This window comes from Phenylobacterium terrae, assembly GCF_042681205.1.
Taxonomy (GTDB): domain Bacteria; phylum Pseudomonadota; class Alphaproteobacteria; order Caulobacterales; family Caulobacteraceae; genus Phenylobacterium; species Phenylobacterium terrae.
The window spans coordinates 143,661-167,815 of sequence record NZ_JBHUEY010000001.1 but is presented as its reverse complement, the minus strand read 5'-3'; the positions used below and the strand labels follow the sequence as shown (position 1 = coordinate 167,815).

Annotated in this window: 22 protein-coding genes; 16 read left to right on the top strand and 6 right to left on the bottom strand. The window is 71.4% G+C overall.

Annotated elements, in window-relative coordinates; translation table 11 throughout:
- The first annotated feature begins 171 nt into the window (after nt 1-171).
- Both ACFSC0_RS00800 and ACFSC0_RS00795 read left to right on the top strand, forming a co-directional pair.
- Complete coding sequence (locus ACFSC0_RS00800) at nt 172-819, top strand: TetR/AcrR family transcriptional regulator (RefSeq protein ID WP_377281248.1); 648 nt, start codon at nt 172-174, stop codon at nt 817-819.
- Nucleotides 820-898: 79 nt separating this feature from the next.
- Entirely contained in the window at nt 899-3,451 is a 2,553-nt protein-coding gene (locus ACFSC0_RS00795) for a TonB-dependent receptor (protein ID WP_377281249.1), read from the top strand.
- Between the two features lie 140 nt (nt 3,452-3,591).
- On the opposite strand, the gene ACFSC0_RS00790 is transcribed toward ACFSC0_RS00795, so the two are convergent.
- Nucleotides 3,592-4,215, bottom strand: coding sequence for a TetR/AcrR family transcriptional regulator (locus ACFSC0_RS00790; protein ID WP_377355026.1), 624 nt, complete (start codon nt 4,213-4,215; stop codon nt 3,592-3,594).
- Between the two features lie 283 nt (nt 4,216-4,498).
- Here ACFSC0_RS00790 and ACFSC0_RS00785 point away from each other — a divergent pair, with 283 nt between their 5' ends.
- Nucleotides 4,499-5,179 carry a polyamine aminopropyltransferase gene (locus ACFSC0_RS00785; protein ID WP_377281251.1) on the top strand — a complete coding sequence of 227 codons (681 nt, stop codon included), beginning with the start codon at nt 4,499-4,501 and terminating at the stop codon, nt 5,177-5,179.
- On the opposite strand, the gene ACFSC0_RS00780 is transcribed toward ACFSC0_RS00785, so the two are convergent.
- Nucleotides 5,176-5,832 (bottom strand): MBL fold metallo-hydrolase, encoded by a 657-nt coding sequence (locus ACFSC0_RS00780; protein WP_377281252.1) that lies wholly within the window; start codon nt 5,830-5,832, stop codon nt 5,176-5,178. The genes ACFSC0_RS00785 and ACFSC0_RS00780 overlap by 4 nt on opposite strands.
- A gap of 95 nt (nt 5,833-5,927) precedes the next feature.
- Between ACFSC0_RS00780 and ACFSC0_RS00775 the strand changes: the two genes are divergently transcribed.
- The 3 genes from ACFSC0_RS00775 to ACFSC0_RS00765 all read left to right on the top strand — a co-directional run bounded on the left by ACFSC0_RS00775 (nt 5,928) and on the right by ACFSC0_RS00765 (nt 8,175).
- Nucleotides 5,928-6,848: a LysR family transcriptional regulator gene (locus tag ACFSC0_RS00775; RefSeq protein ID WP_377281253.1), complete on the top strand. Its 921-nt coding sequence runs from the start codon at nt 5,928-5,930 to the stop codon at nt 6,846-6,848.
- 105 nt (nt 6,849-6,953) lie between these two features.
- Nucleotides 6,954-7,895 carry an alpha/beta fold hydrolase gene (locus tag ACFSC0_RS00770; protein ID WP_377281254.1) on the top strand — a complete coding sequence of 314 codons (942 nt, stop codon included), beginning with the start codon at nt 6,954-6,956 and terminating at the stop codon, nt 7,893-7,895.
- A 67-nt stretch (nt 7,896-7,962) separates the two neighbouring features.
- Nucleotides 7,963-8,175, top strand: coding sequence for a hypothetical protein (locus tag ACFSC0_RS00765; protein WP_377281255.1), 213 nt, complete (start codon nt 7,963-7,965; stop codon nt 8,173-8,175).
- A gap of 3 nt (nt 8,176-8,178) precedes the next feature.
- Here ACFSC0_RS00765 and ACFSC0_RS00760 read toward each other — a convergent pair whose 3' ends face one another.
- Nucleotides 8,179-8,871 carry a response regulator transcription factor gene (locus ACFSC0_RS00760; protein ID WP_377281256.1) on the bottom strand — a complete coding sequence of 231 codons (693 nt, stop codon included), beginning with the start codon at nt 8,869-8,871 and terminating at the stop codon, nt 8,179-8,181.
- A complete protein-coding gene (locus tag ACFSC0_RS00755) occupies nt 8,868-10,343 on the bottom strand; it encodes a sensor histidine kinase (RefSeq protein WP_377281257.1) in 1,476 nt (491 codons plus the stop codon). The genes ACFSC0_RS00760 and ACFSC0_RS00755 overlap by 4 nt, the downstream gene beginning before the upstream one ends.
- A 308-nt stretch (nt 10,344-10,651) precedes the next feature.
- Between ACFSC0_RS00755 and ACFSC0_RS00750 the strand changes: the two genes are divergently transcribed.
- The 3 genes from ACFSC0_RS00750 to ACFSC0_RS00740 are packed head-to-tail and all read left to right on the top strand — an operon-like array spanning nt 10,652 to nt 12,145.
- Entirely contained in the window at nt 10,652-10,867 is a 216-nt protein-coding gene (locus ACFSC0_RS00750) for a helix-turn-helix domain-containing protein (protein WP_377281258.1), read from the top strand.
- Nucleotides 10,864-11,955, top strand: coding sequence for a 2OG-Fe(II) oxygenase (locus ACFSC0_RS00745; RefSeq protein WP_377281259.1), 1,092 nt, complete (start codon nt 10,864-10,866; stop codon nt 11,953-11,955). The genes ACFSC0_RS00750 and ACFSC0_RS00745 overlap by 4 nt, the downstream gene beginning before the upstream one ends.
- A 10-nt stretch (nt 11,956-11,965) precedes the next feature.
- Nucleotides 11,966-12,145, top strand: coding sequence for a hypothetical protein (locus ACFSC0_RS00740; RefSeq protein ID WP_377281260.1), 180 nt, complete (start codon nt 11,966-11,968; stop codon nt 12,143-12,145).
- Nucleotides 12,146-12,191: 46 nt separating this feature from the next.
- On the opposite strand, the gene ACFSC0_RS00735 is transcribed toward ACFSC0_RS00740, so the two are convergent.
- Both ACFSC0_RS00735 and ACFSC0_RS00730 read right to left on the bottom strand, forming a co-directional pair.
- Nucleotides 12,192-13,175: an alpha/beta hydrolase family protein gene (locus ACFSC0_RS00735; RefSeq protein ID WP_377281261.1), complete on the bottom strand. Its 984-nt coding sequence runs from the start codon at nt 13,173-13,175 to the stop codon at nt 12,192-12,194.
- A gap of 29 nt (nt 13,176-13,204) precedes the next feature.
- Nucleotides 13,205-13,654, bottom strand: coding sequence for a DUF3237 domain-containing protein (locus tag ACFSC0_RS00730; protein WP_377281262.1), 450 nt, complete (start codon nt 13,652-13,654; stop codon nt 13,205-13,207).
- A gap of 167 nt (nt 13,655-13,821) precedes the next feature.
- Here ACFSC0_RS00730 and ACFSC0_RS00725 point away from each other — a divergent pair, with 167 nt between their 5' ends.
- The 7 genes from ACFSC0_RS00725 to ACFSC0_RS00695 all read left to right on the top strand — a co-directional run bounded on the left by ACFSC0_RS00725 (nt 13,822) and on the right by ACFSC0_RS00695 (nt 24,080).
- Entirely contained in the window at nt 13,822-16,161 is a 2,340-nt protein-coding gene (locus ACFSC0_RS00725; protein WP_377355024.1) for a TonB-dependent receptor, read from the top strand.
- Nucleotides 16,162-16,364: 203 nt separating this feature from the next.
- Nucleotides 16,365-17,483, top strand: coding sequence for a 5-methyltetrahydropteroyltriglutamate--homocysteine S-methyltransferase (locus ACFSC0_RS00720; RefSeq protein WP_377281264.1), 1,119 nt, complete (start codon nt 16,365-16,367; stop codon nt 17,481-17,483).
- Between the two features lie 245 nt (nt 17,484-17,728).
- Nucleotides 17,729-18,937, top strand: coding sequence for an MFS transporter (locus ACFSC0_RS00715; protein WP_377281265.1), 1,209 nt, complete (start codon nt 17,729-17,731; stop codon nt 18,935-18,937).
- Nucleotides 18,938-18,942: 5 nt separating this feature from the next.
- The gene (locus ACFSC0_RS00710) at nt 18,943-20,523 is read left to right on the top strand and encodes a hypothetical protein (protein ID WP_377281266.1); all 1,581 of its coding nucleotides are present in this window, start codon (nt 18,943-18,945) and stop codon (nt 20,521-20,523) included.
- The gene (locus tag ACFSC0_RS00705) at nt 20,520-21,293 is read left to right on the top strand and encodes an OmpA family protein (RefSeq protein WP_377281267.1); all 774 of its coding nucleotides are present in this window, start codon (nt 20,520-20,522) and stop codon (nt 21,291-21,293) included. Before ACFSC0_RS00710 ends, ACFSC0_RS00705 begins: the two co-directional genes overlap by 4 nt.
- 295 nt (nt 21,294-21,588) lie before the next feature.
- Entirely contained in the window at nt 21,589-22,785 is a 1,197-nt protein-coding gene (locus ACFSC0_RS00700) for a cytochrome P450 (RefSeq protein ID WP_377281268.1), read from the top strand.
- On the top strand, nt 22,782-24,080 hold the full coding sequence (locus ACFSC0_RS00695) for an MFS transporter (protein WP_377281269.1): 1,299 nt from the start codon (nt 22,782-22,784) through the stop codon (nt 24,078-24,080). The genes ACFSC0_RS00700 and ACFSC0_RS00695 overlap by 4 nt, the downstream gene beginning before the upstream one ends.
- The last annotated feature ends 75 nt before the right edge of the window (nt 24,081-24,155 follow it).

Below are 24,155 nucleotides of genomic sequence, written 5' to 3'. Positions count from 1 at the left end.
CGCAAGCTCTCCTCGAGGGCTCAGGATGGCGAACGAGTTCTGAGGGTTGGTGAAGTTTCGTGCCTAATTTCCGATGAACCGGCGCCCCGCCCCGCCGGGGGTGCGCGCAACATGCCCTATTGCCAAGTTATCAGTGTTCACTGAAGCTGCAGGGGAGCGAGGCCCCTGCAGATGAGCGCAAGACCGCAAGCCAGGCCCTATCCGCAACGGTGCTACCACCTGGGCAATGTGCGCACCCAGCTGCTGCGCGCGGCGCGCCAGATCCTGGAGGAGGAGGGCAAGGAGGCGCTGAACCTTCGGGCCATCTCCCTACGGGCCGGCGTGGCGCTCGGGACCATCTACCACCACTACGGCTCCAAGCACGCCCTGCTGGCCGGGCTGGCCGTGGAGGGCTTCGAGGAGCTGGCCCGCCGGATGCGCGAGGCGCTCGCCGCCCGGGGCGAGGCCAGCGGCCTGCGCGCCACCGGCTACGCCTACATCGCCTTCCTGTGCGACCGTCCGGCCCTCTACCGGCTGATGTTCGAGGCCGTCGACCAGGGCCGCACGCCCGAGGTGCTGGAGGCCGAGGACCGGGCCTTCCAGGTGATCGCCGAGTCCATTCCGATCGGCGCGGTCCGGCCGACCTCGCCCAAGGTGGCCGAACACGTCTCCATGGCGATCTGGGCCTGGGGCCGGGGAATCGCGGCGGTCGGCTTCTCCCGCGGCGCGCCCGGCGAGCCCCCGCGGCGCAGCGCCGTGGACAGCGCCCTGGCCGGCCTGGAGGCGATTTTCGCCTCCGGCGCGAATGCAACGCTTCCCGCCGCCGCTGTTGCGAAATAGCCCTATCCGAACGCTGTTCGGGTCTTCCACTCTCCCGCCCAACGAAAAAGGCCGACAGGCCGACTCATGGGAGGGAACTATGTCCACACGCACGCCGCTGCGCGGTTTTCTACTGCTGGGAGCGTCCTTTACCGCCCTGACCGCCGCCCCGGCGCTGGCGCAGGACCAGGCCGGCGGCACCACGCTCGAAGAGATCGTCGTCACCGCCGAGAAGCGTGAGCAGAGCCTGCAGGACGTGCCGGTGGCCGTCACCGCCTACACCAGCGAGCGCCGCGAAGTGCTCGGGGTGAACACGGTCGAGGACCTGGCGCGGATGACGCCCAGCCTCAGCTACACCAACAACGACCGCCTCTCGATCCGCGGCTTTGGGCGCCTGACCAACGCGATCGGCACCGACCCGTCGGTGGCGCTCTATTCCGACGGCATCTTCTCCAACTCGATGGCCGACGCCTCGACCCCGCCGCTGTTCATCGAGCGGACGGAAGTGCTGCGCGGCCCGCAGGGCACCCTCTACGGCCGCAACTCCATCGGCGGCACGATGAACGTCATCTCCAAGCGCCCGACCGAGGAGTTCGAGGGCGAGGTCCGCGGCCTGGTGGGCAACTACGAAAGCTGGCGCCTCGACGGCCTGGTCCGCGGCCCGATCGCCGAGAACCTGCGCTTCCTGCTCGGCGGCTCCATCGAGCGCCGCAACCAAGGCTTCATCGAGAACATCGGCCCGGCCCGGGACACCGGCGAGGTCGCCCGCTACATGATCGAGGCCCAGCTCGAGGCCGATCTCGGCGAGAACACCGTCGCCCGCCTGCGCTATTCGAAGTTCGACTGGGACGACAGCTACGGCGTCGGCAACACGCTCAACGCGATCATCACGCCGTACGACACGACCTCGTTCACCGGCACCGGCACGTCGGCGCTCTACTACAACACCACGCTCGGCTTCACGGGAACCAACCCGGCCGTCAACGACCCCTACACGATCAATGTCAACTGGGGCGCCTACGGCTCGCTGGACAACCACCACCGCCTGCACCTCGACATCACCCACGACCTCGGCTGGGCGACGCTGAAGTATCTCGGCGGCTATCAGCAGTACGACTACAACACCTCGTCGGACTCCGACTATTCGAACCGGATCGGGCCCCAGAACCTGCCCATCCCGGACCTGGACGGTCCGGGTCCGCTGACCGCGTTCACGGCGACCAACGTCTCCACCGACGCGCGCACCTTCTACGAAGAGCGGCAGAGCTGGTATTCCAATGAGCTCAACCTGTCGTCCAACAGCGACGGGCCGCTGAACTGGATCGTCGGCGTCTACCAATACTACCAGGAGTACGATCAGCCGCAGGGCATCCGCGTGGTCGGCGACCCGGGGATGTTCAACCCGATCAGCCTGGCCGGCGGGACCGTGCCGGCGAACCCGCGCGGCGCCTTCCTCTACGTGGACGGCCACCTGGAGACCAAGTCCTACGCCGCCTTCGGCCAGATCGACTACGAGTTCGCCCCGACCTGGACCCTGACGGCCGGCCTTCGCTACACCTACGACGAGAAGGACGGCCACGACATCGCCCGCTACGTGGCGCGGGTCCCGCTCGCCTCGGCGCTGCAGGGCCTGATGGCCGCCGGGCTGACGCTCCAGCAGGCGCAGGCGCTCTCGTTCGACCTCACCACCCAGCAGGTCTGCGGCGGCCTCACCATCGCCTCGTGCGCGGCCAATCCGCTGACCGCCGACCTGTTCCCCAACCCCGGCGGCGGCCTGCGCCGCAACCTGTCGGGCGACTGGGACGCCTGGACCGGCACGCTCGGCGTCCAGTGGCAGCCGGACGGCGACACCAACGTCTACGCCCGCTACAGCCGCGGCTATAAGTCGGGCGGCTGGCTCGGCTCCAACGGCCTGACGCCCGATCCGATCGTCGATCCGGAGTACGTCGACAGCTTCGAGGTCGGCGCCAAGAAGACCTTCGGCGGCGTGTTCCAGCTGAACGCGGCGGCCTTCTACTCCGACTACCGCGGGTTCCAGGCGCCGCTGACCGTGCCGCTTGGCTCGATCACCGGCACCCGCTTCCTCAACCTCGACGCCGAGGTGCGGGGGATCGAGCTGGAAGGCCAGTGGTCGCCGATCGACAACCTGCAGCTCTACGGCAACTACGCCTGGCTCGACGCCGAGGTGGCCGAAGGCTGCTGCTTCGTCGACACCGCCGATCCCCTGGCGCTCGCGCCGGGCGCCCGGCCCACGGGCGCGACGCTGCCGAACGGCAACCGGCCGCAGTCGCTGGTCGGCAACCGCCTGCCGCTGTCGCCGGAGCACAAGTTCACCATCGGCGGCAACTACACCTGGGAGTTCAACGCCGGGTCGCTCACCGCCAACGGCAGCTACACCTGGACCGGCGACCAGCAGTCCACGATCTTCGCCAACCCGATCTATGAATCGCCGTCCAACGAGATCGCCGACTTCCGCCTGCTGTGGCGCGACGTCGACGACCGCTACACCCTGATCGCCTTCGTGAAGAACGCCTTCGACGAGGTCGCCTACCAGAGCTCGACGGCCACCTCGCCGTCGGCGGTCGGCCCGCGCCGGACGGTGATCCTCAACTTCCCGCGGACCTTCGGGGCCGAGGTGCACTTCCGCTTCTGAGTGTGAACCGGGCGGCCGCCCTTACCGGCCGCCCGCCCTTCCGAACACCTGCCGGGCCCGCAAGGGCCCGGCCTTTTCGTTCTGAGCGCTTCTACCTCCCGCCGCTTCGCCGGGGAGGTAGGGAGTGGCGCTGGACGCGCCTACTCCTCCACCACCTTCATCTCGGCCCGCCGGGCGGCGGCGACCTCGCGCTTGATGATGTCGACCAGCGCCTGCTTCAGCAGCTCCACCGCCGCCTGCACGTGCGCCCGGCTCTCCGGGAACAGGGCGTCGATGGCCAGGCCCCGGATGGAGGCGGCGTAGAGCTGGACCATCGCATCGATCGGCGCGCGGTTCCTCACCCCCAGCGCCTTGGCCAGGGCCCAGATCAGCCGCCGGTGGTTCTCGCTGTGCTCGTCGACGATGGGCGCGTACTTGGCCGCCAGCTCCGGCTCGCTGCGCGAGGCCAGCATGATCTCGATCCGGGCGATGCCGGAGGGCGAATTCACCTCGCCCCAAAGGATGTCGACCAGCTTCTCCATCCGCTCGATGGAGACCGGCACGCCCTTCAGCCCCTCGATGTGCGCCTGGCCGCGCTGGCGGGCGATGTGGCGGGCGGTGGCGACCATCAGGTCGGCCTTGGTGGGGAACTGGTGTAGCAGGCTGCCGCGGCTCACCTGCGCCCGTTCGGTGACGATCACCGTGCTGGTGCGGTGGTAGCCCAGCTCGTGCAGGCATTCGATGGTGGCGTTCAGCAGCTTGTCGCGGGTCGTCTGACGGCGCACCGCGTTCGGGCCGCGCGGCCGAGGCTTCCGCTCCGGCCCGCTGGCCTCCTGAGACTGCTCGGCCGCCATCTTCGCACCATGCCCATGCGGGAGCGACTGCGGCTCCCTCCTGGAGGATCATATCTGACGCCGGCGTCAACGAAGCAAGCGGCGTGGCCATCGTCGACGAAGAGCACGGCCTGGGGTTCGGCGCCCGGCGAAACCGACAGGCCGTGATGGCGCCCCTGGACCTTTCGCTTCGCCTCCTGGAGAAGGCCTCCATGCCTGCGCCCGGCCTTCCCCGATGATCCCCTGGGTCGAGTTGGACCGCGCCGTCGTGCCGGACGGCGGCGGCGAGCTGCGGCTGATGCAGCGCGGGACCGAGTTCTCGATCATGGCCGACCGCGGGATCGAGCTGATGAACAGCCGCCTCTCCGGCTCCGAGGAGGCGCTGGCCACCCTGGCGTGGGACAGGATCAGGGGGCGGGCGCAGCCGAGGGTGCTGATCGGCGGCCTCGGGATGGGTTTCACCCTGCGCGCCGCGCTGGCGGTCCTGCCCGCCGACGCGCGGGTGGTGGTGGCCGAGCTGGTCCCGGCCGTCGTCGCCTGGGCGAGGGGGCCGCTGGCGCCGATCTTCGCCGGCAGCCTCGATGACCCCCGCACCCAGGTGCACGAGGGCGACGTCGCCGGGGTGATCGCCGCGGCGGAGGGCGGCTTCGACGCCATCCTGCTCGACGTCGACAATGGCCCGGAGGGCCTGACGCGCGCCGCCAACGACGCGCTCTACGACGCCGCAGGCCTGGCCCGCGCCGCGGCCGCGCTCGCCCCGGGCGGGGTGCTGGCCGTCTGGTCCTCGGCCCCGCACGCCAGGTTCTCGGCCGCGCTGGCGGCCAGCGAGCTTTCCGCCGAAGAGGTGCGGACGCCGCCGCGCCGCGGCCGCCGCGGCGCCCGCCACGTGATCTGGCTCGGGACCAAGCCCCGCTAGCCGGCCTGCGCCATCAGCGGCGCCAGCGCCTCCTCGACCGCCGCGCGCCAGCTCTGCGGCGTCACCTCCGCAGCGGGGTGCTCGCCGCCGAAGGCGCTGGAGAGAACGACGTCGGGCGCCAGCTCGGCCATCCGCTCCAGCGTGGCGACCAGCTGGGCCTTCTCGCTGAACGGCAGCAGGCCGGCGGTCCAGACGCCGCGGTCGTCCCGCCCGATGGTGTCGCCGGTGAACAGGTACCGCCGCCCGTGGGGCGAGCGGTAGAGATAGGCCGTACTGCCGACCGTGTGCCCCGGCAGCGGCAGGACCTCCAGGGCGTCGAAATGGGTCTCGGCGGCCTCGAAGGTGCGGTCGGGCGCGACGCCGGCCCGGTTCCGCACCGCCTCCGCCTCCGCCGCATGGCCCCAGAGTTCGGAGCCGAACCGCTGGCGGATCTGCGCCAGCGCCGGCCCCGCCTCGTCCACATGCGACAGATACTGGCGCCGCACGCCGCCGAGCCCGGCCATGGCGGCGTGCTCGTCCTCGTGTCCGGTGCTGTAGATCAACAGGTTTCCGTCCGGCCGGGTGATCAGATAGGCCCGGGTCTTCAGGTCGGGCACGTTGGGCAGCGGCTGCTCCACGCGGGTCTGCCACAGGTCGGGATAGAGCTGTTTCACGCGAGATCTCCTTGCTGACGCCCGACTGAGGTCGTGCGCCGGGGTGATCGTCGCAACTGCGGAAAATTCGCGAGTTTTGATCTATGAATTAGATCATGCTCGATGCCCTGACCCTCGATCAGCTGCGCGTCTTCGTGGCCGTGGCCGAGACGGGAAGCTTCCGCGCCGCCGCCGCCCGCCTGAGGCGCGTCCAGTCGGCGGTCAGCTACGCCATCGCCGGCCTCGAGGCCGAGCTCGGTGTGCCGGTCTTCGACCGCTCCGGCCGGCGCCCGGAGCTGACGGCCGAAGGGCGCGCGCTGCTGCCCGACGCCCGCGCGATGCTGCTGAGCGCCGACGCCCTGCGCGCCCACGCCCGGGCGCTGGGGGAGGGGCTGGAGCCCCGGCTCGACCTGGCGCTCGATCCGCAGTTCCCGCTGGCGCGCTCGGCCGCCGCGCTGCGGGCGCTGTACGAGACCTATCCCAGCGTCCAGGTGCAGACCTGGACCGCTCCGCTCGGCGCGGCCATCGCCGCGCTGCGGGAGCGGCGCTGCGCCCTGGCGGTCACGGCCGCCGACCTTCCCGATCCGGCCATCGACCTGGACTACCTCTGCGACCTGCCCAGAGCCGCCGTCGCCGCCGCCGATCATCCGCTGGCCGACTTCGTCCGCCGGGGCGCGCCCTTGGAGCGGCGTGAACTGGCCGCCCATCTGCAGGTCGTTGTGCCGGATCCCTCGCCGCTCACCGCCGGCCAGGACTTCGGCGTGCTCTCGCCGGGCACGTGGCGGGTGAGCGACAACGAGACCAAGCGCGCCCTGATCCTGGGCGGGATCGGCTGGGGCAGCCTGCCGCTCTGGCTGGTGAAGGACGACCTGGCCGCCGGCCGGCTCGTGCGGCTGCCGGTCGCCGAGTTCGGCCCGGGGGGCGAGACCTTCGTGCGGGTCTACATCGCCCGCCGCGCCGACGCCCCCTTCGGCCCCGCCGCCCGCTTCCTGACCGAGCGCCTGCGCGAGGCGAGCCGTCCGGACGGGACGCCCTGAACCGCCGGCGCGCGGAAGAAATCTGCGCCCGTGGGGCCGGCCCGTGTCGGCGACGGCGAAGCTCGCTCGTCCTAGGAGCGACACAGCAACGATGGAGCCGCTTCCATGCTCAAGCCGATCAGCCTCTATCTCGCCCTGGCGTTGGGCGCCGCCGCGATCGCCGCGCCGCCCGCGGCCCAGGCGGCCGAGCCGCAGGCCGCCGCCGCACCCGCCGCGCCCAAGCGGAGCGCGGTCGCCCAGGCCGACGGGCTCAAGGTCCACTACGACGTCCATGGCGACCTGAAGTCCGGCAGGACGCCGCTGCTCGTCCTCCACGGGGCCTACATGTCGGCCGACGCCATGGCGCCGATGGTCGAGCGCTTCGCCCGCAGCCGGCCGGTGATCGTCATCGACCAGCGCGGCCACGGACGCACCGGCGACGGGCCCGGCCCGATCACCTACGAGCGCCTGGCCGACGACGCCGCCGCCGTGCTGGATGCGGCCGGCGTGCGGCAGGCCGACGTGTTCGGCTACTCCATGGGCGGCGCCGCAGCGGTCCAGCTGGCCGTCCGCCACCCCGCGAAGGTGGGCAAGCTGGTCTCCGTGTCCGCGAGCACCCGGCTGGACGCCATGTACCCGGAGGTGCTGGCCGGCATCGCCCAGATCACGCCGGAGGTGTTCGCCGACACGCCGATGCGTCGCGAGTACGACCGCCTCGCGCCCCGCCCGCAGGACTTCCCCAAGCTGGTGGAGAAGCTGAAGGTGCTCGACGCGACGCCCTTCGACTGGGCCGCCCAGATGCGTGCGCTGAAGCACAAGACCATGATCGTCATGGGCGACTACGACGTCGTCGCGCCCGAGCACGCGGTGGAGATGTTCCGCATGCGCGGCGGCGGCGCGCCGGCCCTGGCCGCCCAGGGGTTCCTCACCGCCCCGCCGCCGGCCCGGCTGCTGATCCTGCCGGCCGCCTCGCACATCGGGATCATGGCCGAGCCCGACATCCTCGCCGCCCTTGTCACGCCCTTCCTCGACGACGCCACGCCGAAGATGCCGGAGGGCTTCTTCTAGGCCCCGCCGGAAGGGCTATAGGGCTCTTATGCTCACAGGCCGGCGGCGGCCGGCGCATGATGGGCGAATGAAGAGCCTCATCAACGCCTTGCGCGAGGCCGAACGCGCCGAAACCATGGCCCTCAGGCTGCGCCGCGAGCACGGCGACCTGGCCGAGGCGGTCTGCGAGACCGAACGCGACCGGCATCTGCGGACCGAACCCGGCTGGCGGTTCTGGGCCGACGTGCGGCGCAGCCTGAAGTGGGTGAAGGCGCGCCAGGCCGAGCCGCAGGACGGCTGAGCCTCAGTCGTCGTCCGTGGCCAGCCGGTAGCCGACCCCGGGCTCGGTGAGGATGATCCTCGGCGCCGAGGGCTCCTCCTCCAGCTTCTGCCGCACCTGCGCCACCAGCACCCGCACGAACTGGGCGTCGACCGTCGCGGTCGAGCCCCAGACCGAGGCGATGATCTGCTTGTGGGTGATCACCCGGCCCGGGTTGCGCGCCAGCGTGCGGACGAGGTCGTATTCGCGCGGCGTCAGCCGCACCTCCTCGCCCTGGATGTAGGCGCGCCGGCTGGCGAAGTTGACCTCCAGGTCGCCGGCCTTGAACGAAGCGCTGCCGACCAGCCGGCGCTCGCGCCCGCGCAGCGCCGCGCGGATGCGGGCGAGCAGCTCGCCGACGCTGAACGGCTTGTTGACGAAGTCGTCGGCCCCGAGGTCCAGGGCGGCGATCTTCTCCTCCTCGAGGTCCCGCGCCGAGAGCACCACGATCGGCGTTTCGGACCATTCCCGGATCCTGGCGATCACCGCCTTGCCGTCCATGTCCGGCAGGCCGAGGTCCAGGAGGACGATGTCGCTGGGCTCGCGGGCCAGCTGGGTCAGCGCCTCGGCGCCGGTGCCCGCCGTCGCCACCTCGTAGCCGGCCGCCGCCAGGGCCGGGGTGAGGGCGCGCACGAGCTGGGCCTCGTCGTCGACCAGCAGCAGATGGGCCGCGCTCACGCCTCGCTCCCGGCAGGCAGGGACAGGCTGACCGTCAGGCCGCCTTCGTCCGCGCGCCTGCGCGCCGTCACGCCGCCGCCCATGGATTCCATCAGCCCCTTAACGATCGAAAGGCCCAGGCCGGTCCCCTGCAGGTTGGCCGCCGAGGCCGGCGAGCGGTAGAACTTCTCGAAGATCCGGCAAAGGTCCTGGTCCGGAACGCCCGGGCCCTCGTCGCTGACTTCCAGGATCACCTCGTCGCCGGCCTGCGCGGTGCTCAGCAGGATGGTCGAGCCGTCCGGGCTGAAGCGGATGGCGTTCTCGACCAGGTTTCCGAGCGCCTGTTCGAGCAGGATCGGGTCGGCGTAGGCTTCCAGGCCGTCGCACTCGGGGTGCAGCACGAGCTTGCGGCGCCCCGCCCGCCGCCTCATCCGCATTGCGACGCGCTCGGCCACTTCCCGCAGATTGGTGCGCGAGGCCGTCACGCCCAGCGCCCGGCCCTCGAGCCGGGTCATGTGGAGCAGGTTGGCGACGAACTGGTTCAGGCGCTCGGCCTCCTCCTGGATGGTGGCCAGCAGGTCTTCGCGGACCGCCGGGTCGAACCTGTCGCCGAACTCCTGCAGGCTGCTCGCCGAGGCCAGGATCGAGGCCAGCGGCGTGCGCAGGTCGTGCGAGATCGAGGAGAGCAGGGCGTTGCGCAACCGTTCCGTCTCGGAATAGGCGCGCACCTCCGCCTCCGCCGCCCCCAGCCGGGCGCGGATGATCGCCGCCGCCCCGACGTCCACCAGCACGTCGATCAGCCGGTCCTCTTCGGGGATTCTGGCCCCGACGCCGCTCTCGCGCCAGGCGATGCGGCCGAGATCCGGCTGCTCGCGCAGGAGCGAGCGCACCTGCCAGCCCGCCGCCGAGCCCGACGGCGAGGCGGCGGCGAGCGCATCCAGCAGCTCGGCCGGGAGCGCCGCATCCTCCGCCGTCGCCCTGATCTCGCCGTCGCGCCACAGCACGGCCGGCCCGCCGGCCGCCAGGCTGACGTGGTTGAGCAGCTCGGTGCGGATGCGCTCCTCTTCGTTCAGCCCCGAGAAGACCCGGCTGGCCTCGAACAGCGTCCCGGCGGTGCGGGCCCTGGCCTGGGCCGTGGCCGCCTGGTCCCGCACCCGCCCGGCGAGGCGGCCGGTCAGCATGGCCACCGCCAGGAACATGGTCAGCAGGAGCACGTCCTCGGCCGAGAAGGTGCTGAGCGTGAAGCGCGGCTCGACGAGGTAGAAGTTGTAGATCCCGAACGCGAGCAGGGCGGCGAAGTAGGCCGGGCCCGAACCGAAGGTCACCGCGGTGATCAGAACCCCGGCCAGGAACACCGTCGACAGCCGGTCGGTGTGCAGCAGCCGGTAGAGCAGCTCGGCGACTCCCGTGCTCGCCAGGACGACGCCGAACGCCGCCAGGTAATCGAGCCAATGACGCCTGGCGCCTGGTCTGGCCTTCCCCTCGGGCGACATCGGTTGGTGGAGCATCCTTAGCGACATTGACGGGTCCCGGCGGCGAGGCGCCGACCTCGGGAGGGGGCGCCTTTACAGACGGGCCTCGCCGCCGGGCGCGCAAGCTGCGTCAAGGGGGGGATCAGCCGGATGCGCCGATCGAACATAGGCGCATCGCGACATCGCTCAACTATGGCCTTGTTATAACAGCCCTGTTCTTTCAGGCCTGGGTGCGCGGTGCGACAACCCGCGGCATGACTGGGCTGGGTTCACGCCGCGCGGGCCGCGGCGCCGAGAAGGAGCCTCGCGGCGCGGAGGCGTTCGCCGATTTGGCGAAGAACGACGAGCTCACGCCCGAGCTCTGCCGGCTGGGCAGGCTTAGGCTGGGCTGGACGGTCGACAAGCTGGCCATCGCCGCCGGCCTCGCGCCGCAGACCGTCGCCAAATTCGAGCTGGCCGGCTGCCGGCCCCGCTCGGGCACGGTGATCGCCCTGCGCAAGACGTTGCGGACCGCCGGCGCCTTCGCCCCGGGCGCGCGGCCATGAACGAGGTCGGCATGCGCGTGACCCCCGGCGGGCCGGCGCCGTGGTTCGAGGCGGCGAGCCTCGAGAACCCGCGCTACAACTTCAGCAGCCTCGGCGGACGCTTCGTCCTGCTGGCCTTCCTGCCGCAGGACGAGGCGCCGCGCGCCGAGGCGGTGCGCCTGCTCGCCGCGCTGGGCGCCTTCTACCGGCCTGAGCGCCTGGTCGCCTTCGCCGTCTCGCGTGAGGCGCCGAACCCCGCCCGCCGCCTCGAGGGCGGCGAGCTCCGCTGGTTCTTCGATCCGCCCGGCGACATCGCCCGGCGCTACGGCCTGCTCGACGAGGCCGGAGCCCATCGCCCGTGCTGGGTGCTCATCGATCCCAGCATGCGGGTGTTCGCCATCGGCGACCTCTCGGCCCGCGAGGCCCTCGGCCAGCTGATCCAGCGCCTGCCGGCGCCCGACGACCATGCCGGCGTCGAGCTCCACGCCCCGGTGCTGATCGTGCCGAGGATCCTGGAGCGGCCGCTCTGCGAGCGCCTGATCGCCCACTACGAGAGCAGCGGCGGCGAGCCCTCGGGGATCATGCAGGACATCGGCGGCCGGACCGTCGGCGTGCTCAACGACTTCAAGCGGCGGCGCGACGCCATCATCGACGACGAGGCGTTCCGGGCCGAGATCCGCAGCCGGCTGGCCCTGCGCCTGCTGCCGGAGATCAAGAAGGCGTTCCAGTTCGCCGCCACCCGCATCGAGCGCTACATCGTCGCCTGCTACGACGCGCAGGAGGGCGGCTACTTCAAGGCCCATCGGGACAACACCACCTTCGGGACCGCCCACCGCAAGTTCGCCTGCACCATCAACCTCAACGCCGAGGACTACGATGGCGGGGACCTGCGCTTTCCCGAGTTCGGGCAGCGCAGCTACCGCGCGCCGACTGGCGGCGCCGTGGTGTTCTCCTGCTCGCTGCTGCACGAGGCGACGCCGGTCACCCGCGGTCGCCGCTACGCCTTCCTGCCGTTCCTTTACGACGAGGCGGGCGCCCGCGTGCGCGAGGCGAACCTGAGCCGTCTTGGCGAGCCGGCCGAACCGCCCAACGAACCGGCCGAGGCCTGAGGCCGCCGGCATGGGCGGTTGGAGCATCAGCCTCGCGATCTGCGCCCTCATCTGCCTCGGCATGGGCGTCGGCGGGCGGCTGGACGCCCGGACCACGGGCTGGCTGTTCCTCGGCTCGCTCCTGTTCCTCTCGATCGCCGTCACCGTCCACGTCTCGGCGATGATCCTGAAGGAGCGCCGCCGCCGTTGACGGCTCTGTGCGAGCCGGCCTGACCAAGTCCTCGCCGATATCGGCGTCACAGGCCCTTGCGCTTCACTTCCCAGATCGGCTCGCGGCACAGGACGCAGTCCTCGCCGACGAACCAGCGCGCGGCGGCCGCGTCGCCCTTGAGCCGCCAGTCCAGCCATTTCACGCCGACCTCGCCGAACCAGCCGGCGCCCGGGTGGTTGAACGTGCCGCCGTGGCCGGAATTGATCGAGCCGAAGAAGGCCGGGACGGTCACCCGCTCGAAGTCGTCCTTGCCGTTGGCGTAGGCCACGTCGCCCGGCCCGCCGAGGAAGTAGGCCACCGGCGCGTGGAAGGCCTTTAGGCTCTCCTTGGTCGCTCCGCTCAGCGAGCGGGCCGGCTGGCCGTTGGGGGACATGCGGGTCGGGTCGTTGAATACGCCCGAGTTCCAGATCACCACCGTCTTGATGCGCGGGTCGGCCGCCACCGCGGTGGCCTGCAGCCCGCCGCACGACTGGCCCATCACCGCCACCTTGGTCGGGTCCAGCCGGCCGAAATAGGGGCTGCCCTGGCGGGCGTTCTCGGCGATCGCCCAGTCGATGGCCTTGATGAGGTCCTCGTCGTTGGTGCGCCCGGCGGGAATCGTGCCCGCCGACTGCGCCGCCTGGCCGGCGCGCTGGCTGGCGAAGGCCGGCAGCACCGCATCCTTGGGCCCGGAGGCGATCACCAGATAGCCGTGCGAGGCCACCTGGGTCAGGAAGTTGGCGAACAGCAGCCCGGCGTTGGAGCAGGCGCCGTTGCCCCAGGCGACGATCGGCAGTCTGTCGTCGCCGGTGAAGGCCGAGAGGTCCGCCGGCCGGTAGACGGTGTGGGTCATCAGCCCCGGATCGGCCTCGATCGCCACCTTGTGCGGCCCGGGCGGGGTGGATTTCGGCGGCGGCGCGTCCGCCGGAACGGCCAGCGAGGCGCTGGGGGCGGACGGCGGCTGCTGGGCCATCGCGGCGCCGGCGCCGAGCAGCAGGGCGCAGGCCAGGCCGGCCTTCAGGAACTTCATGGGCGATACCTCCTCGGGAGCACGTTCGGTCAGACGATCTGGAAGGCCCGGATCACCACCGGGGCGGCCTCGTCGCCGGGCGCGTTCAGCGTGCCGACGAACACCGCCTTGTTGAGCCAGTCATGGGGGCCTTCCGGCGCCTCCAGCGTCAGCACGCTGCGGATCAGCCGGGCCCCGGCCTCGGTGCGCACCACCAGGCAGCGGTTGTTCACCTGCACGATGGTCCCGTCGTCGCACTTCAGGCCGTAGTGGGCGCGAAGCTCGGTCACCCCGTCGGGGCGGGTGAGCTGCCAGTCGGCGCCGCCGGGGATCACCTCGCCCCGCAGCCTCGGCCCCTCGAAGGTGCCGCCGGTGATCGGTATGACCCGCGCGGCGCCGCCCGGCACCGGGCCGATCTGTTCGAGCGCGCCGACCTGCACATGGATGGTGAAGGCCAGCTCGGCGCGGGGAACCTCGTACGCGCCGCCCTCGATCGCCATGCCTCTCCCCCACAGACCTGTGTCTTTTCAGTCAAGCCTGACCAGAAGCGTTCGGCAAGCCAGTTTGTTTGTGTAGCTTACCATTGACAGCCTCAAAGGTTGGTCGCCAGTCTTTGAGTCGAATGGCCGACGCAGCTCAAGCGTCCGGCCGACTGGGGAGGAAAGCCATGTTCCACGCAGGTCTGCGGGGCCGCTCGGCCGCTCGCGCGCGTACGCTGTTGCTGGCCGGGGCCGCGGCCTCGGCCCTGTGGCTGCCGCAGGTCGCCTCGGCGCAGGCGACCGTCGAAGAGCTCGTCGTCACCGCCCAACGGCGCGAGGAGAACCTGCAGGACACCCCCGTGGCGGTCACCGCCTTCACGGCCGAGACCATGGAGGCGAGGGGGGTGACCAACCTGGAGGGGGTGGGCAACTACACCCCCAACCTGGAGCTCCACCAGACCAACCGGCCGGCCGGCGGCGGCTCGGCCTTCGCCGGCTACATCCGCGGCGTCGGCACCGGCGACTTCCAGTTCCCGACCGACCCCGGCATCGGCATCTACCTCGACGACGTCTACCTCGCCCGCTCGGTGGGCGGGCTGATGAGCCTGGAGGACATCCAGCGGGTCGAGGTGCTCAAGGGCCCGCAGGGCACTCTGTTCGGGCGCAACACCATCGGCGGGGCGATCAACATCGTCACCACCCGCCCGAAGGTCTCCGGCGACCTCGACGGCGTCATGAAGGTCCGCGTCGGCTCCTACGGGCGGGCCGACTTCGTGGCCGGCGTGAACGGGCCGATCGTCCAGGACTTCGTCGGCGGCAAGCTGACCGCCGCCTTCCTGAACTCCGACGGCTGGAGCGAGCGCGTCCTGACCGGCGAGAAGGGCAACGACGAGCACCGCTTCATCGTCCGCGGCGCCCTGCTGTTCGACTTCGCCCCGGGCTTCGAGGTCACCGTCAACGCCGACTACTCCGAGCAGAACAACAACGGCGTGCTGGGCCAGCTGCTGAACGTGCTGACCTCGCCGACGCCGCCCTATCCGCCGCCCAAGACCCCGCGCTTCAACACCTTCGCGGCGGGGGCGGAGAACCTGCGCCTGGGCCTGCCGGCCGGCTCGATCATCGACGGCCGCTGGGTCAGCAGCGACCCCTACAAGAACTACGGGACCCAGCCGATCGACGACGACTACGAGATCGGCGGCGTCTCGGTGGTCGCCGCCTGGGACGTGAACGAGGCCCTGACGCTGAAGTCGATCACCGCCGTGCGCGGCATCGAGGCCCACGTGGGCGTCGACGGCGACCAGACGCCGTACTCCCTGCAGACCTCCCAGACCGACCTCTACCAGCGCCAGTACAGCCAGGAGCTGCAGGCTTTCGGCACGGCCTTCGACGAGCGGCTGAGTTGGCTGGTCGGCCTCTACGCCTTCGAGGAGAACGGCTCGTCCAAGCTCTACACCGAGAGCTACCACGGCCTGTGGCAGAACGTGCCGGCCGCCCAGCGCATGGCCTCGGACGCCGCCGACACCCGCACCTACTTCTACTCCAAGACCCGCAGCTGGGCCCTGTTCACCCAGGAGACCCTGCGCCTGACCGACGCCCTCGAGCTGACGCTCGGCGGCCGCTACACCTGGGAGGAGAAGGACTACGGCTACATGCTGCACGCGACGGAGGTGAACTCCGTCCGGGTGCCGTTCTCGACCGACAACCAGCAGTGGGAGGCCTTCACCCCGAAGGTCGGCGTCAACTACCGCCCGGCCGAGAACATCCTGCTCTACGGAAGCTATTCCCAGGGCTTCAAGAGCGGCGGCTGGGGCGGCTCGACCACCGCCCTCGTGCCCACCCCCCGCTACGAGCCCGAGGAGGTCTCCACCTGGGAGCTGGGCGCCAAGACCGACTGGTTCGACCGCCGGCTGGTGGCCAACCTGGCGGTGTTCTGGAGCGACTACGAGGACATCCAGCTCACCGTCCAGACCCGCGACCCGGTCACCGGCGCCAACCTGCGCACCACGCAGAACTCGGGCGATGCGGACATCGCCGGGTTCGAGTTCGAGGCCACCGCCATCCCGGTGGAGGACCTGACCCTGAACCTCGGGGTCGGCTACGTGGACGCCGAGTTCTCCAGCCTCAGCGCCGACGCCCGGGCGCTCACCGACCCCTTCAACCGCCCCAACGCGGTCAAGGTCGGCGATCCGATCCCGCAGATCCCGGAATGGTCGATCAACGCCGGCGCCCAGTACGTCGCCCGCACCGGCGTCGGCGACCTGACCTTCCGCGTCGACGCCGCCCACAAGGGCGACCAGTTCCTGACGCTGGGCGATCCCACCAGCTTCCAGGGCGCCTACACCCTCTGGAACGCCCAGATCGCCTTCCGCCCCTCGGCCATCGAGGGCCTGGAGCTGTCGATCAACGGGACCAACCTCACCGACGAGGTCTACTACGCCTACCACGCCACCCTGCCGCCCACCGGCCAGGAAGTGGCGCTGCCCGTGGCCCCGCGCCTGATCTACGCCACGGCCAAGTTCGAGTTCTGATCTTCAGACCTCTCCCCCCGCCAAGCGGGGGGAGAGGGTTGGGTGAGGGGGGGCCTCTCCGCCACGCCGCGTCGGCCCGAACTCGCCGGCTTCGCCGGCTCGCCCCTCACCCTACCCTCTCCCCGCTGAGCGGGGAGAGGTCTATGGCTTGACCTTCCCGCCTCCTCCGATCGTAACTGACACAAACAATCAGGGAGATCGCCATGGGCTCTGAGAAGCGGCCGTTCCGGGCCGACCATGTGGGCAGTCTGCTGCGCCCCGACCGGCTGCTCACCGCCCGCGCGGCGCGCGATGCGGGCGATATCACGGCCGAGACCCTGCGCCAGGTCGAGGACGAGGCGATCCGCGAGGTCGTCGCCTTCCAGGAGTCCTGCGGCCTGCAGGGCATCACCGACGGCGAGGCGCGGCGCACCTACTTCCACATCGACTTCCTCGAGCAGATCGAGGGGATGGAGGCGGTGATGACCGGCATGGCCGCCCACTTCCACCGCGAGGACGGGGACCTCGACTTCGCCCCGCCCAAGCTGCAGGTCACCGGCAAGCTGAAGCGCACCAAGCCGATCCAGGGCGCCGACTTCGACTACCTGAAATCGGTCACCACCCGCACGCCGAAGGTGAGCATCCCGTCCCCGTCGATGGCCCACTTCCGCGGCGGCCGCGAGGCGGTGGACAAGACCGCCTATCCCGACATGGCCGAGTTCTTCGAGGACCTGGCCCGCGTCTACCGCGAGGAGGTGGCGGACCTGGCCGCCCGGGGCCTGCGCTACCTGCAGCTCGACGACACCAACCTCGCCTACCTGTGCGACGAGGCCCTGCGCGAGGACGCGCGCCGGCGCGGCGAGGACCCGGAGAAGCTGCCGGCCCTCTACGCCGACCTGATCAACCGCTCGATCGCCGGCCGGCCGGACGACATGATCACCTGCGTCCACCTGTGCCGCGGCAACTTCCGGTCCGCCTGGGTCGCCGAGGGCGGCTACGACCCGGTCGCCGAGGTGCTGTTCGGCCAGATCGACGTGGACGGCTTCTTCCTGGAGTACGACACCGACCGGGCCGGCGACTTCTCGCCCCTGCGGTTCGTGCCCAAGCACAAGTACGTCGTCCTCGGCCTCGTCAGCTCCAAGAAGCCGCAGCTGGAGGATGCCGACGACCTGAAGCGCCGCATCGACTCGGCCGCCAAGCTGGTGCCGCTCGAGCAGCTGTGCATCAGCCCGCAGTGCGGCTTCTCCTCCACCGTCCACGGCAACGACGTCAGCGTGGACGACCAGCGGCGCAAGCTGGAGCTCTGCGTGAAGGTCGCCGAGGAGGTCTGGGGCGGGCTGTAGCGCCCCCTCCGTCTCGTCGCTTCGCGCCGATCCACCTCCCCCGTCGTCTTCGCGTCGGGGGAGGAGCTTGGGCGTTCGGCTCCTCCCCCGCGCAGCGGGGGAGGGGGACCGCCGAAGGCGGTGGAGGGGGCGCGCGAACGGCGCCAAGCTGGACGCGCCGCGGCCTTGCTGTAGGCGACACATACTGTAGAACATTCAAACAATCATCCGCCGGCCACGCGCCGGCGAGAGGCGGGGAGGCCAGGGTGACGGCGCAAGCGGCGCAGGCGGTGCGGGGGCGCGCAGGCGCCGGCCTGATCGTCCTCATCTGTTTCCTGATCGCGGCGGTCGAGGGCTTCGACATCCAGGCCTTCGGGGTGGCCGCGCCCAAGCTGGTCCCCGACCTCGGCCTCAATCCCGGCCAGCAGGGCTGGGCGGCCAGCGCGGCGATGATCGGCCTGGTCATCGGCGCAGTGCTCGGCGGCTGGTTCGCCGACCGGGTGGGCCGCAAGCCGGTGCTGCTGGTCTCGGTGGCGATGTTCGGGGTCTTCTCGATCGTCACCGCCGTCAGCCAGGGCTACGACGCCCTCCTGTGGGCCCGGTTCCTGACCGGCCTCGGCTTCGGCGGGGCGATGCCCAACCTGATCGCCATCGCCACCGAGATCAGCGCCCCCAATCGCCGCGCGGCCACCGTCACCATGATGTTCTGCGGCATGCCCGCGGGCGGCGCATCGGTGTCGCTCCTCGCGCGGCTGATGGGGGATGATCTGGCCTGGCGGAGCATCTTCATGATCGGCGGCATCGTGCCGCTGATCCTGGTGCCGCTGATCTTCTTCCTGCTGCCGGAGACCCGGCCCGAGCAGAAGGAAGGCGCCGACCGCAGCACCTGGCGCGGCCTGTTCGGCCAGGGGCGCGCCGTGCCCACCCTGCTCTTGTGGGTCGTCTTCGTGATGACCCTGGTGGTGCTCTACCTGATGCTCAACTGGCTGCCGACGCTGGTGGTGGCCAAGGGCCTCACCCCCGCCGCCGGCTCCTCCGCGGCGCTGGCCTTCAACCTGACCAGCATCGCCGGCGCCCTGCTGCTGGGCTTCGTGGTCGACCGGGCCGGCTACCGCTGGCCGGTGACGCTGACCTTCCTGCTGCTGGCGCTGGCCATGGGCGCGCTCGCCGCCGCCGGGCAGCTCACCGCCGTGCTGGTGCTGTCGGGTGTGGCGGGCTTCCTGCTGCTGGGCGCGCAGTATTCGCTCTACGCGGTGATCCCGTCGCTCTATCCGCCGCAGGTGCGGGCGGCCGGCTCCGGCGCGGCCGTGGCGGTCGGCCGGCTGGGGTCCATCGCCGGTCCGCTGGTGGCGGGCGAACTGCGCAACGCCGGCTACAGCGCCGGCCAGGTGTTCGGGGTGATGATCCCGGTGGTGCTCGCCGCGGCCGCGGCGGTCTTCGCCCTCAGCTGGCTGGCCAAGCCTCACGAGGACTGATCTCAGTGGGCCTGTCCGGCCGTTCCCTGCTGCTCGTGCCCGCCGCCGTCTTCGGCGCCTTCGCCCTGGCGGCGACGGCCCAGACGGAGCCGGAGCCGGGCGCGACCGGCGTCGTGGCCGGCCACACGCCGGCGCAGGGGACCCAGGCCCAGACGGCGCTGCGCCGCGACCCCGACCGGGCCCAGCTCTGGCTCTCGCCGGGCGCCGACGCGGTGCTTCCCGCGGCGGTGGACTACACAGCGGGGGAGGGGCGTTTCGCCCTGATCGACGCCGCCGGCCCCGTGCCGCTGGCCGGCCATCCCTTCTTCACCCCCATCGGCGAGAACGGCCGGGCCTGCGTGACCTGCCACCAGCCCAGCGACGGGATGAGCATCTCCGCCGCGACGGCCCAGGCGCGCTGGACGGCCACCGGCGGCAAGGACCCGCTGTTCGCCGCCATCGACGGCTCCAACTGCCCGAGCCTGCCGCAGGACAGGCGCGCGTCCCATTCGCTGCTCTTGGAGCGGGGCCTGTTCCGCATCTTCCTGCCCTGGCCGCCGAGGGCCGCGGACGGCACGCCCATCGCGCCCGAGTTCACCATCGAGGTCGTCCGCGACCCCACCGGCTGCAACACCGACCCGGTCTACGGGCTGAACAGCCCCAACCCGATGGTCTCCATCTTCCGGCGGCCGCGCCCGGTGATGAACATGAAGTTCGTCACCACCGCCGACGGCTTCTTCAACATCAAGACCGGCGAGGTCTTCCCCAGGGATCCCGAGACCGGCGCCTTCGTCAGCCAGCAGCTGATGGCCGACTCCCGGCAGCTGACCCTGAAGACCCAGGCCGTCGAGGCCGCCGTCACCCACCTGCAGATCAAGGGCCGGCCCACCGACGCCCAGCTCGCCGCCATCGCCGCCTTCGAGATGCAGCTGTTCGGGGCGCAGGGCTTCGACCGCCGGGCCGGCGCCCTGGACGCCGAGGGCCTCGGCCCCGCCGCCCTGCGCGACAAGCCTGCGGGCCTCCTCGGCGACAACACCCACCAGCCGGTGTTCGGCAAGTTCGACGCCTGGAAGGCCGCGCCGGGCCAGGGCCGCCGCACCCGCGCCTTCCGCGAGTCCGTCGCCCGCGGCGAACAGGTCTTCCTGCTGCGGACCTTCTGGATCCGCGACGCCACCCACCTCAACACCATCGGCCTGGGCAACCCGGTCAAGCGGACCTGCGCCACCTGCCACAACGCCTACATGACCGGCATGGACCTGGCGCCCGGGTGGATGGACATCGGCGTCAACAACCGCCCCTGGGCCGACCCGAACCCGGATCTGCCGCTGTTCCGCCTGACCTGCCGGCCGGACGTCGAGCCGCACCCCTTCCTCGGGCGTGTGGTGCTGACGCACGACCCCGGCCGGGCGCTGATCAGCGGCAAGTGCGTCGACATCGGCTCCATCACCATGCAGCAGATGCGGGGGCTGGCGGCCCGCGCGCCCTACTTCGCCAACGGCTCGGCCAAGGACCTGGCGGCCCTTGTCGACTTCTACGATCGCCGCTTCGACATCCGCTACACTCCGCGCGAGCGGCGCGACCTCATCAACTTCCTGAGCGTGCTGTGAGGGCCCGGCTCGCCATCGCGGCCTTCGCCGCTTTGAGCCTCGGCGCCGCGCCGGCCCCGCCGGCGCCCGGCCAGTCGGTGGCCTTCGTCGGCTGTCCGGTGATCCGCGACACCGAGCCGGTCCCCTGCTGGCTCGCCGAGCACGAGGGGAGGCTCTACTACCTCGGCATCCAGGCCGACGCCTCGGCCGCCTTCTACCCGCCCCAGCTCGGCCACCAGACGCTGGTGGAGGGCGTCGTCACCGACAGGCGGCTCTGCGGCGGCATCGTCCTGGAGCCCGTCCGCGCCTCGGTGCTGAAGCCCCTGGCGCCCCACTGCGACCGGGTGCTGAAGGCCCAGGGCCACCGGATCGAGCACGCCGAGCGCGGCCCCGGCCCCTCCACCGTGCCGCCGCGTCCTCGCCCGCCCGCCGTCCTGCCGCCTCCGCCTCCGCCCTACGGGCCGAAGACGACCACCGTCTGGTTCGACTTCGACCGCGACCACATCTTCCTGCGCAGCGCCTTCCCGCTGCGGGAGATCGCCACCTACGCCAAGGCGGCGAACGCCCGGCGCGTCACCGTCACCGGCTACCGCGGCGCCGTCGGCCTCACCGACGGCGGGGTGATGACCGAGGAAGCCGCCATCGCCCGCGTCCGCGCCGAGAAGGTCGCCGAATTCATCCGCGAACTCGGCGCCCCCGCCGTGGAGGTCCTCTGGGACGATCGCCCCCGCGGCGGCGACGGCCTCCGCGACTGGGAAGAGCGCCGCGTGACCGTGGAGGTCGCGCCGTGAGCGGAACGCATGCCCTTCCCACCTCCCCCGCGAAGCGGCGGGAGGGGGACCACCCGCCGAGCGCAGCGAAGAGCAGGTGGTGGAGGGGGCAGGCCACGCACTCGGCCTCGGCGCAGCCCAGGTCACCTCTCCATCCACCCGCGTCGGCCGTTTCGCTGTGGCGAGGCCCTGCCTGCGGCCCGCCCCCTCCACCAGTCGCTCTTCGGCGACTGGTCCCCCTCCCGCCGCTTCGCGGGGGAGGTAGGAGTGAGGGGGAGGCGATGGTGCGGGAAACGAACGAGTTGGAGCCCAAGCCATGACCACCGCCCTCCGCGACGAAGACTACGACGCGCTCGCGCCGGAGACGTTCGATTCCCCGTACGCCCTCTACGCCGACCTGCGCGGCCGCTGTCCGGTCGCCTACAGCCGGGCCTGGAACGGCTTCTGGTCGGTGCTGCGGTACGCCGACGTCGCCGCCATCCTGGCCGATCCCAACTACGTCACCTCGGTGCAGAACGTGGTGCCCAAGCTCGCCTTCACGGGCCGCCGGCCGCCGCTGCACCTGGACCCGCCCGAGCACACGCCCTACCGCAACGCGCTCAATCCGCTGATGCGGCCCGAGCGGGTGGCGGCCCTGGAGGGGCCGACGCGGGCGTTCGCCGCCGAACTGCTGGCGCCGATGGTCGCCAAGGGCGGCGGGGACATCTGCGCCGAGTTCTCCAGCCACCTGCCGGTGCGGGTGTTCGGGGCCTGGATGAACCTGCCGCAGGCCCAGCTCGACGTGCTGCACGACGCCGGCCGGGCCTTCAACATCGCCGTCCAGGCCTTCGACGACGAGGCGGTCAAGGCCACGAGCCTGGCGCTCTACGACATGGCCCGCGCCCTGATCGCCGAGCGCAAGGCCCGCCCGCTGGACCCGAAGACCGATCCGACCTCGGCCCTGCTGGCCGCCCGCTACCGGGGCGAGGCGCTGCCCGACGAGATGATCGTCGGCACGGTGCGTCAGGTGCTGGTGGTGGGGATCATCGCCCCCACGGTGCTGATCGGCAGCATCTGCGTGCACCTGTCCCGCCACCCGGACCTGCAGGCCAGGCTGCGGGCCGAGCCCGAGCTGATGGGCGACGCCGTCGAGGAGTTCCTGCGCCTCTACACCCCCTACCGGGGCTTCGCCCGCACCGCCAAGACCGATGTGGAGATCGCCGGGCGGAAGATCGCCAAGGACGAACCCATCGCCCTCGTCTACGCCTCGGCCAACCGCGACGAGGCCGTCTTCGAGCGCGCCGACGAGTTCATCCTGAACCGGCCCAACATCAGGGACCACCTGGCCTTTGGGCGCGGGCCCCACCAGTGCCTGGGCATGCCGCTCGCCCGTCTGGAGCTGAAGGTCGCGCTGGAGGAGCTCCTGGCCCGCACGCCCGGCGGCTTCGAGCTGGCCGGCGAGATCCGGCCGACCCGCTGCCCGGAGATCGGCGCCCTGTCCGTGCCGTTGCGCTTCCTGGATCCCGCCGCGTGAGCGCCCCGGCGATCTCGCCCGAGGAAGGGCGGCTGAAGAGCAAGATCTTCTGGCGGCTGATCGCGCCGCTGACCTTCCTCATCTTCTTAAGCTCCCTCGACCGCTCCAACATCGCCATCGCGGCGCTGGAGATGAACGCCGAGATCGGGCTCTCGCCCGAGATGTACGGCCGCGGGGCGGGCCTGTTCTTCTTCGCCGGCTACATCCTGCTGCAGTACCCGCACACGGCGATCCTTCGGCGCATCCACGCCCGCCGCTGGGTGGTGGCGACGGTGGTGTTCTGGGGGTCGGTGGCGACCGCCATGGCCTTCATCCAGACGCCGGACCAGTTCTACGTCCTGCGCTTCCTGCTGGGCGTGGCGGAAGGCGGCTTTGCGCCGGGCGCCACCTACCTGGCGACCCTGTGGATGCCCAAGCGGTTCCGCGCCTCGGCGGTCGGCGGGACCATGCTGGCGGTGCCGATCTCCCAGGTCATCGGCGCGCCGCTCTCCGGCTGGCTGATGACCCTGCCGCTCGAGATCGCCGGCCTCGGCGGCTGGCGGCTGATGATGTTCGTGGAAGGCGCCGCGACCGTGCTCTGCGGCCTTGCCGCCTGGTTCGTCTTCGTCGACCGCATCCAGGACGCCCGCTGGCTGTCGCCGGACGAGAAGGCCTTCGCCGCCGCCGAGATCGAGAAGGATGCGAAGGAGCGGCCGCCCGAGGGCGGCAGCCTCGCCTTCCTCGCCGACCTGCGCTTCTGGGCCGCCACCGCGATGTGGTTCTGCCTGCTGGCCGGGGCGCTGGGGATGATGTTCTGGATGGCCCAGGTGGTGAAGCAGATCGTCGGCGGCGATCCCTTCCAGGTGGGCCTGATCACCGCGCTGCCGTGGATCGGCGTCGGCGCCGGCATGCTGCTCAACGCCTGGCACTCCGACCTGACCGGCGAGCGCTACTGGCACCTGGCCGGCGCGGCGTTGCTCGGCGGCGCGGCCATGCTGGCGGCCTTCCTGATCCCCCCCGGCTGGCATACCGTGGTCCTGCTGCTGCTCGCCGGCCTCGGCCTCGGCGGCGCCCAGTCCGCCTTCTGGCCGATCCCGATCTCGCTGCTGACGCGCGAGACCACCGGCGCCGGCATCACCGTCGTCAACATGGTCGGCAACACCGCCGGCCTGATCATGACCCCCCTGATCGGCGTCATCCGCCAACAGACCGGCGACTTCGGCGCCCCCGTCTACCTGCTGACCGGCGTCACTGTCCTCGCAGCCCTCCTCGCCCTCGCGCTCCGCGCCGCCCCGGCGCCGAAGGCCGCCGTTTAACCACCAGGACCACCAAGACCACCAAGGGGCGGAGCAGCCCACCGTTCGCTCCGGCCCCGGAGGTCACGCTGACCG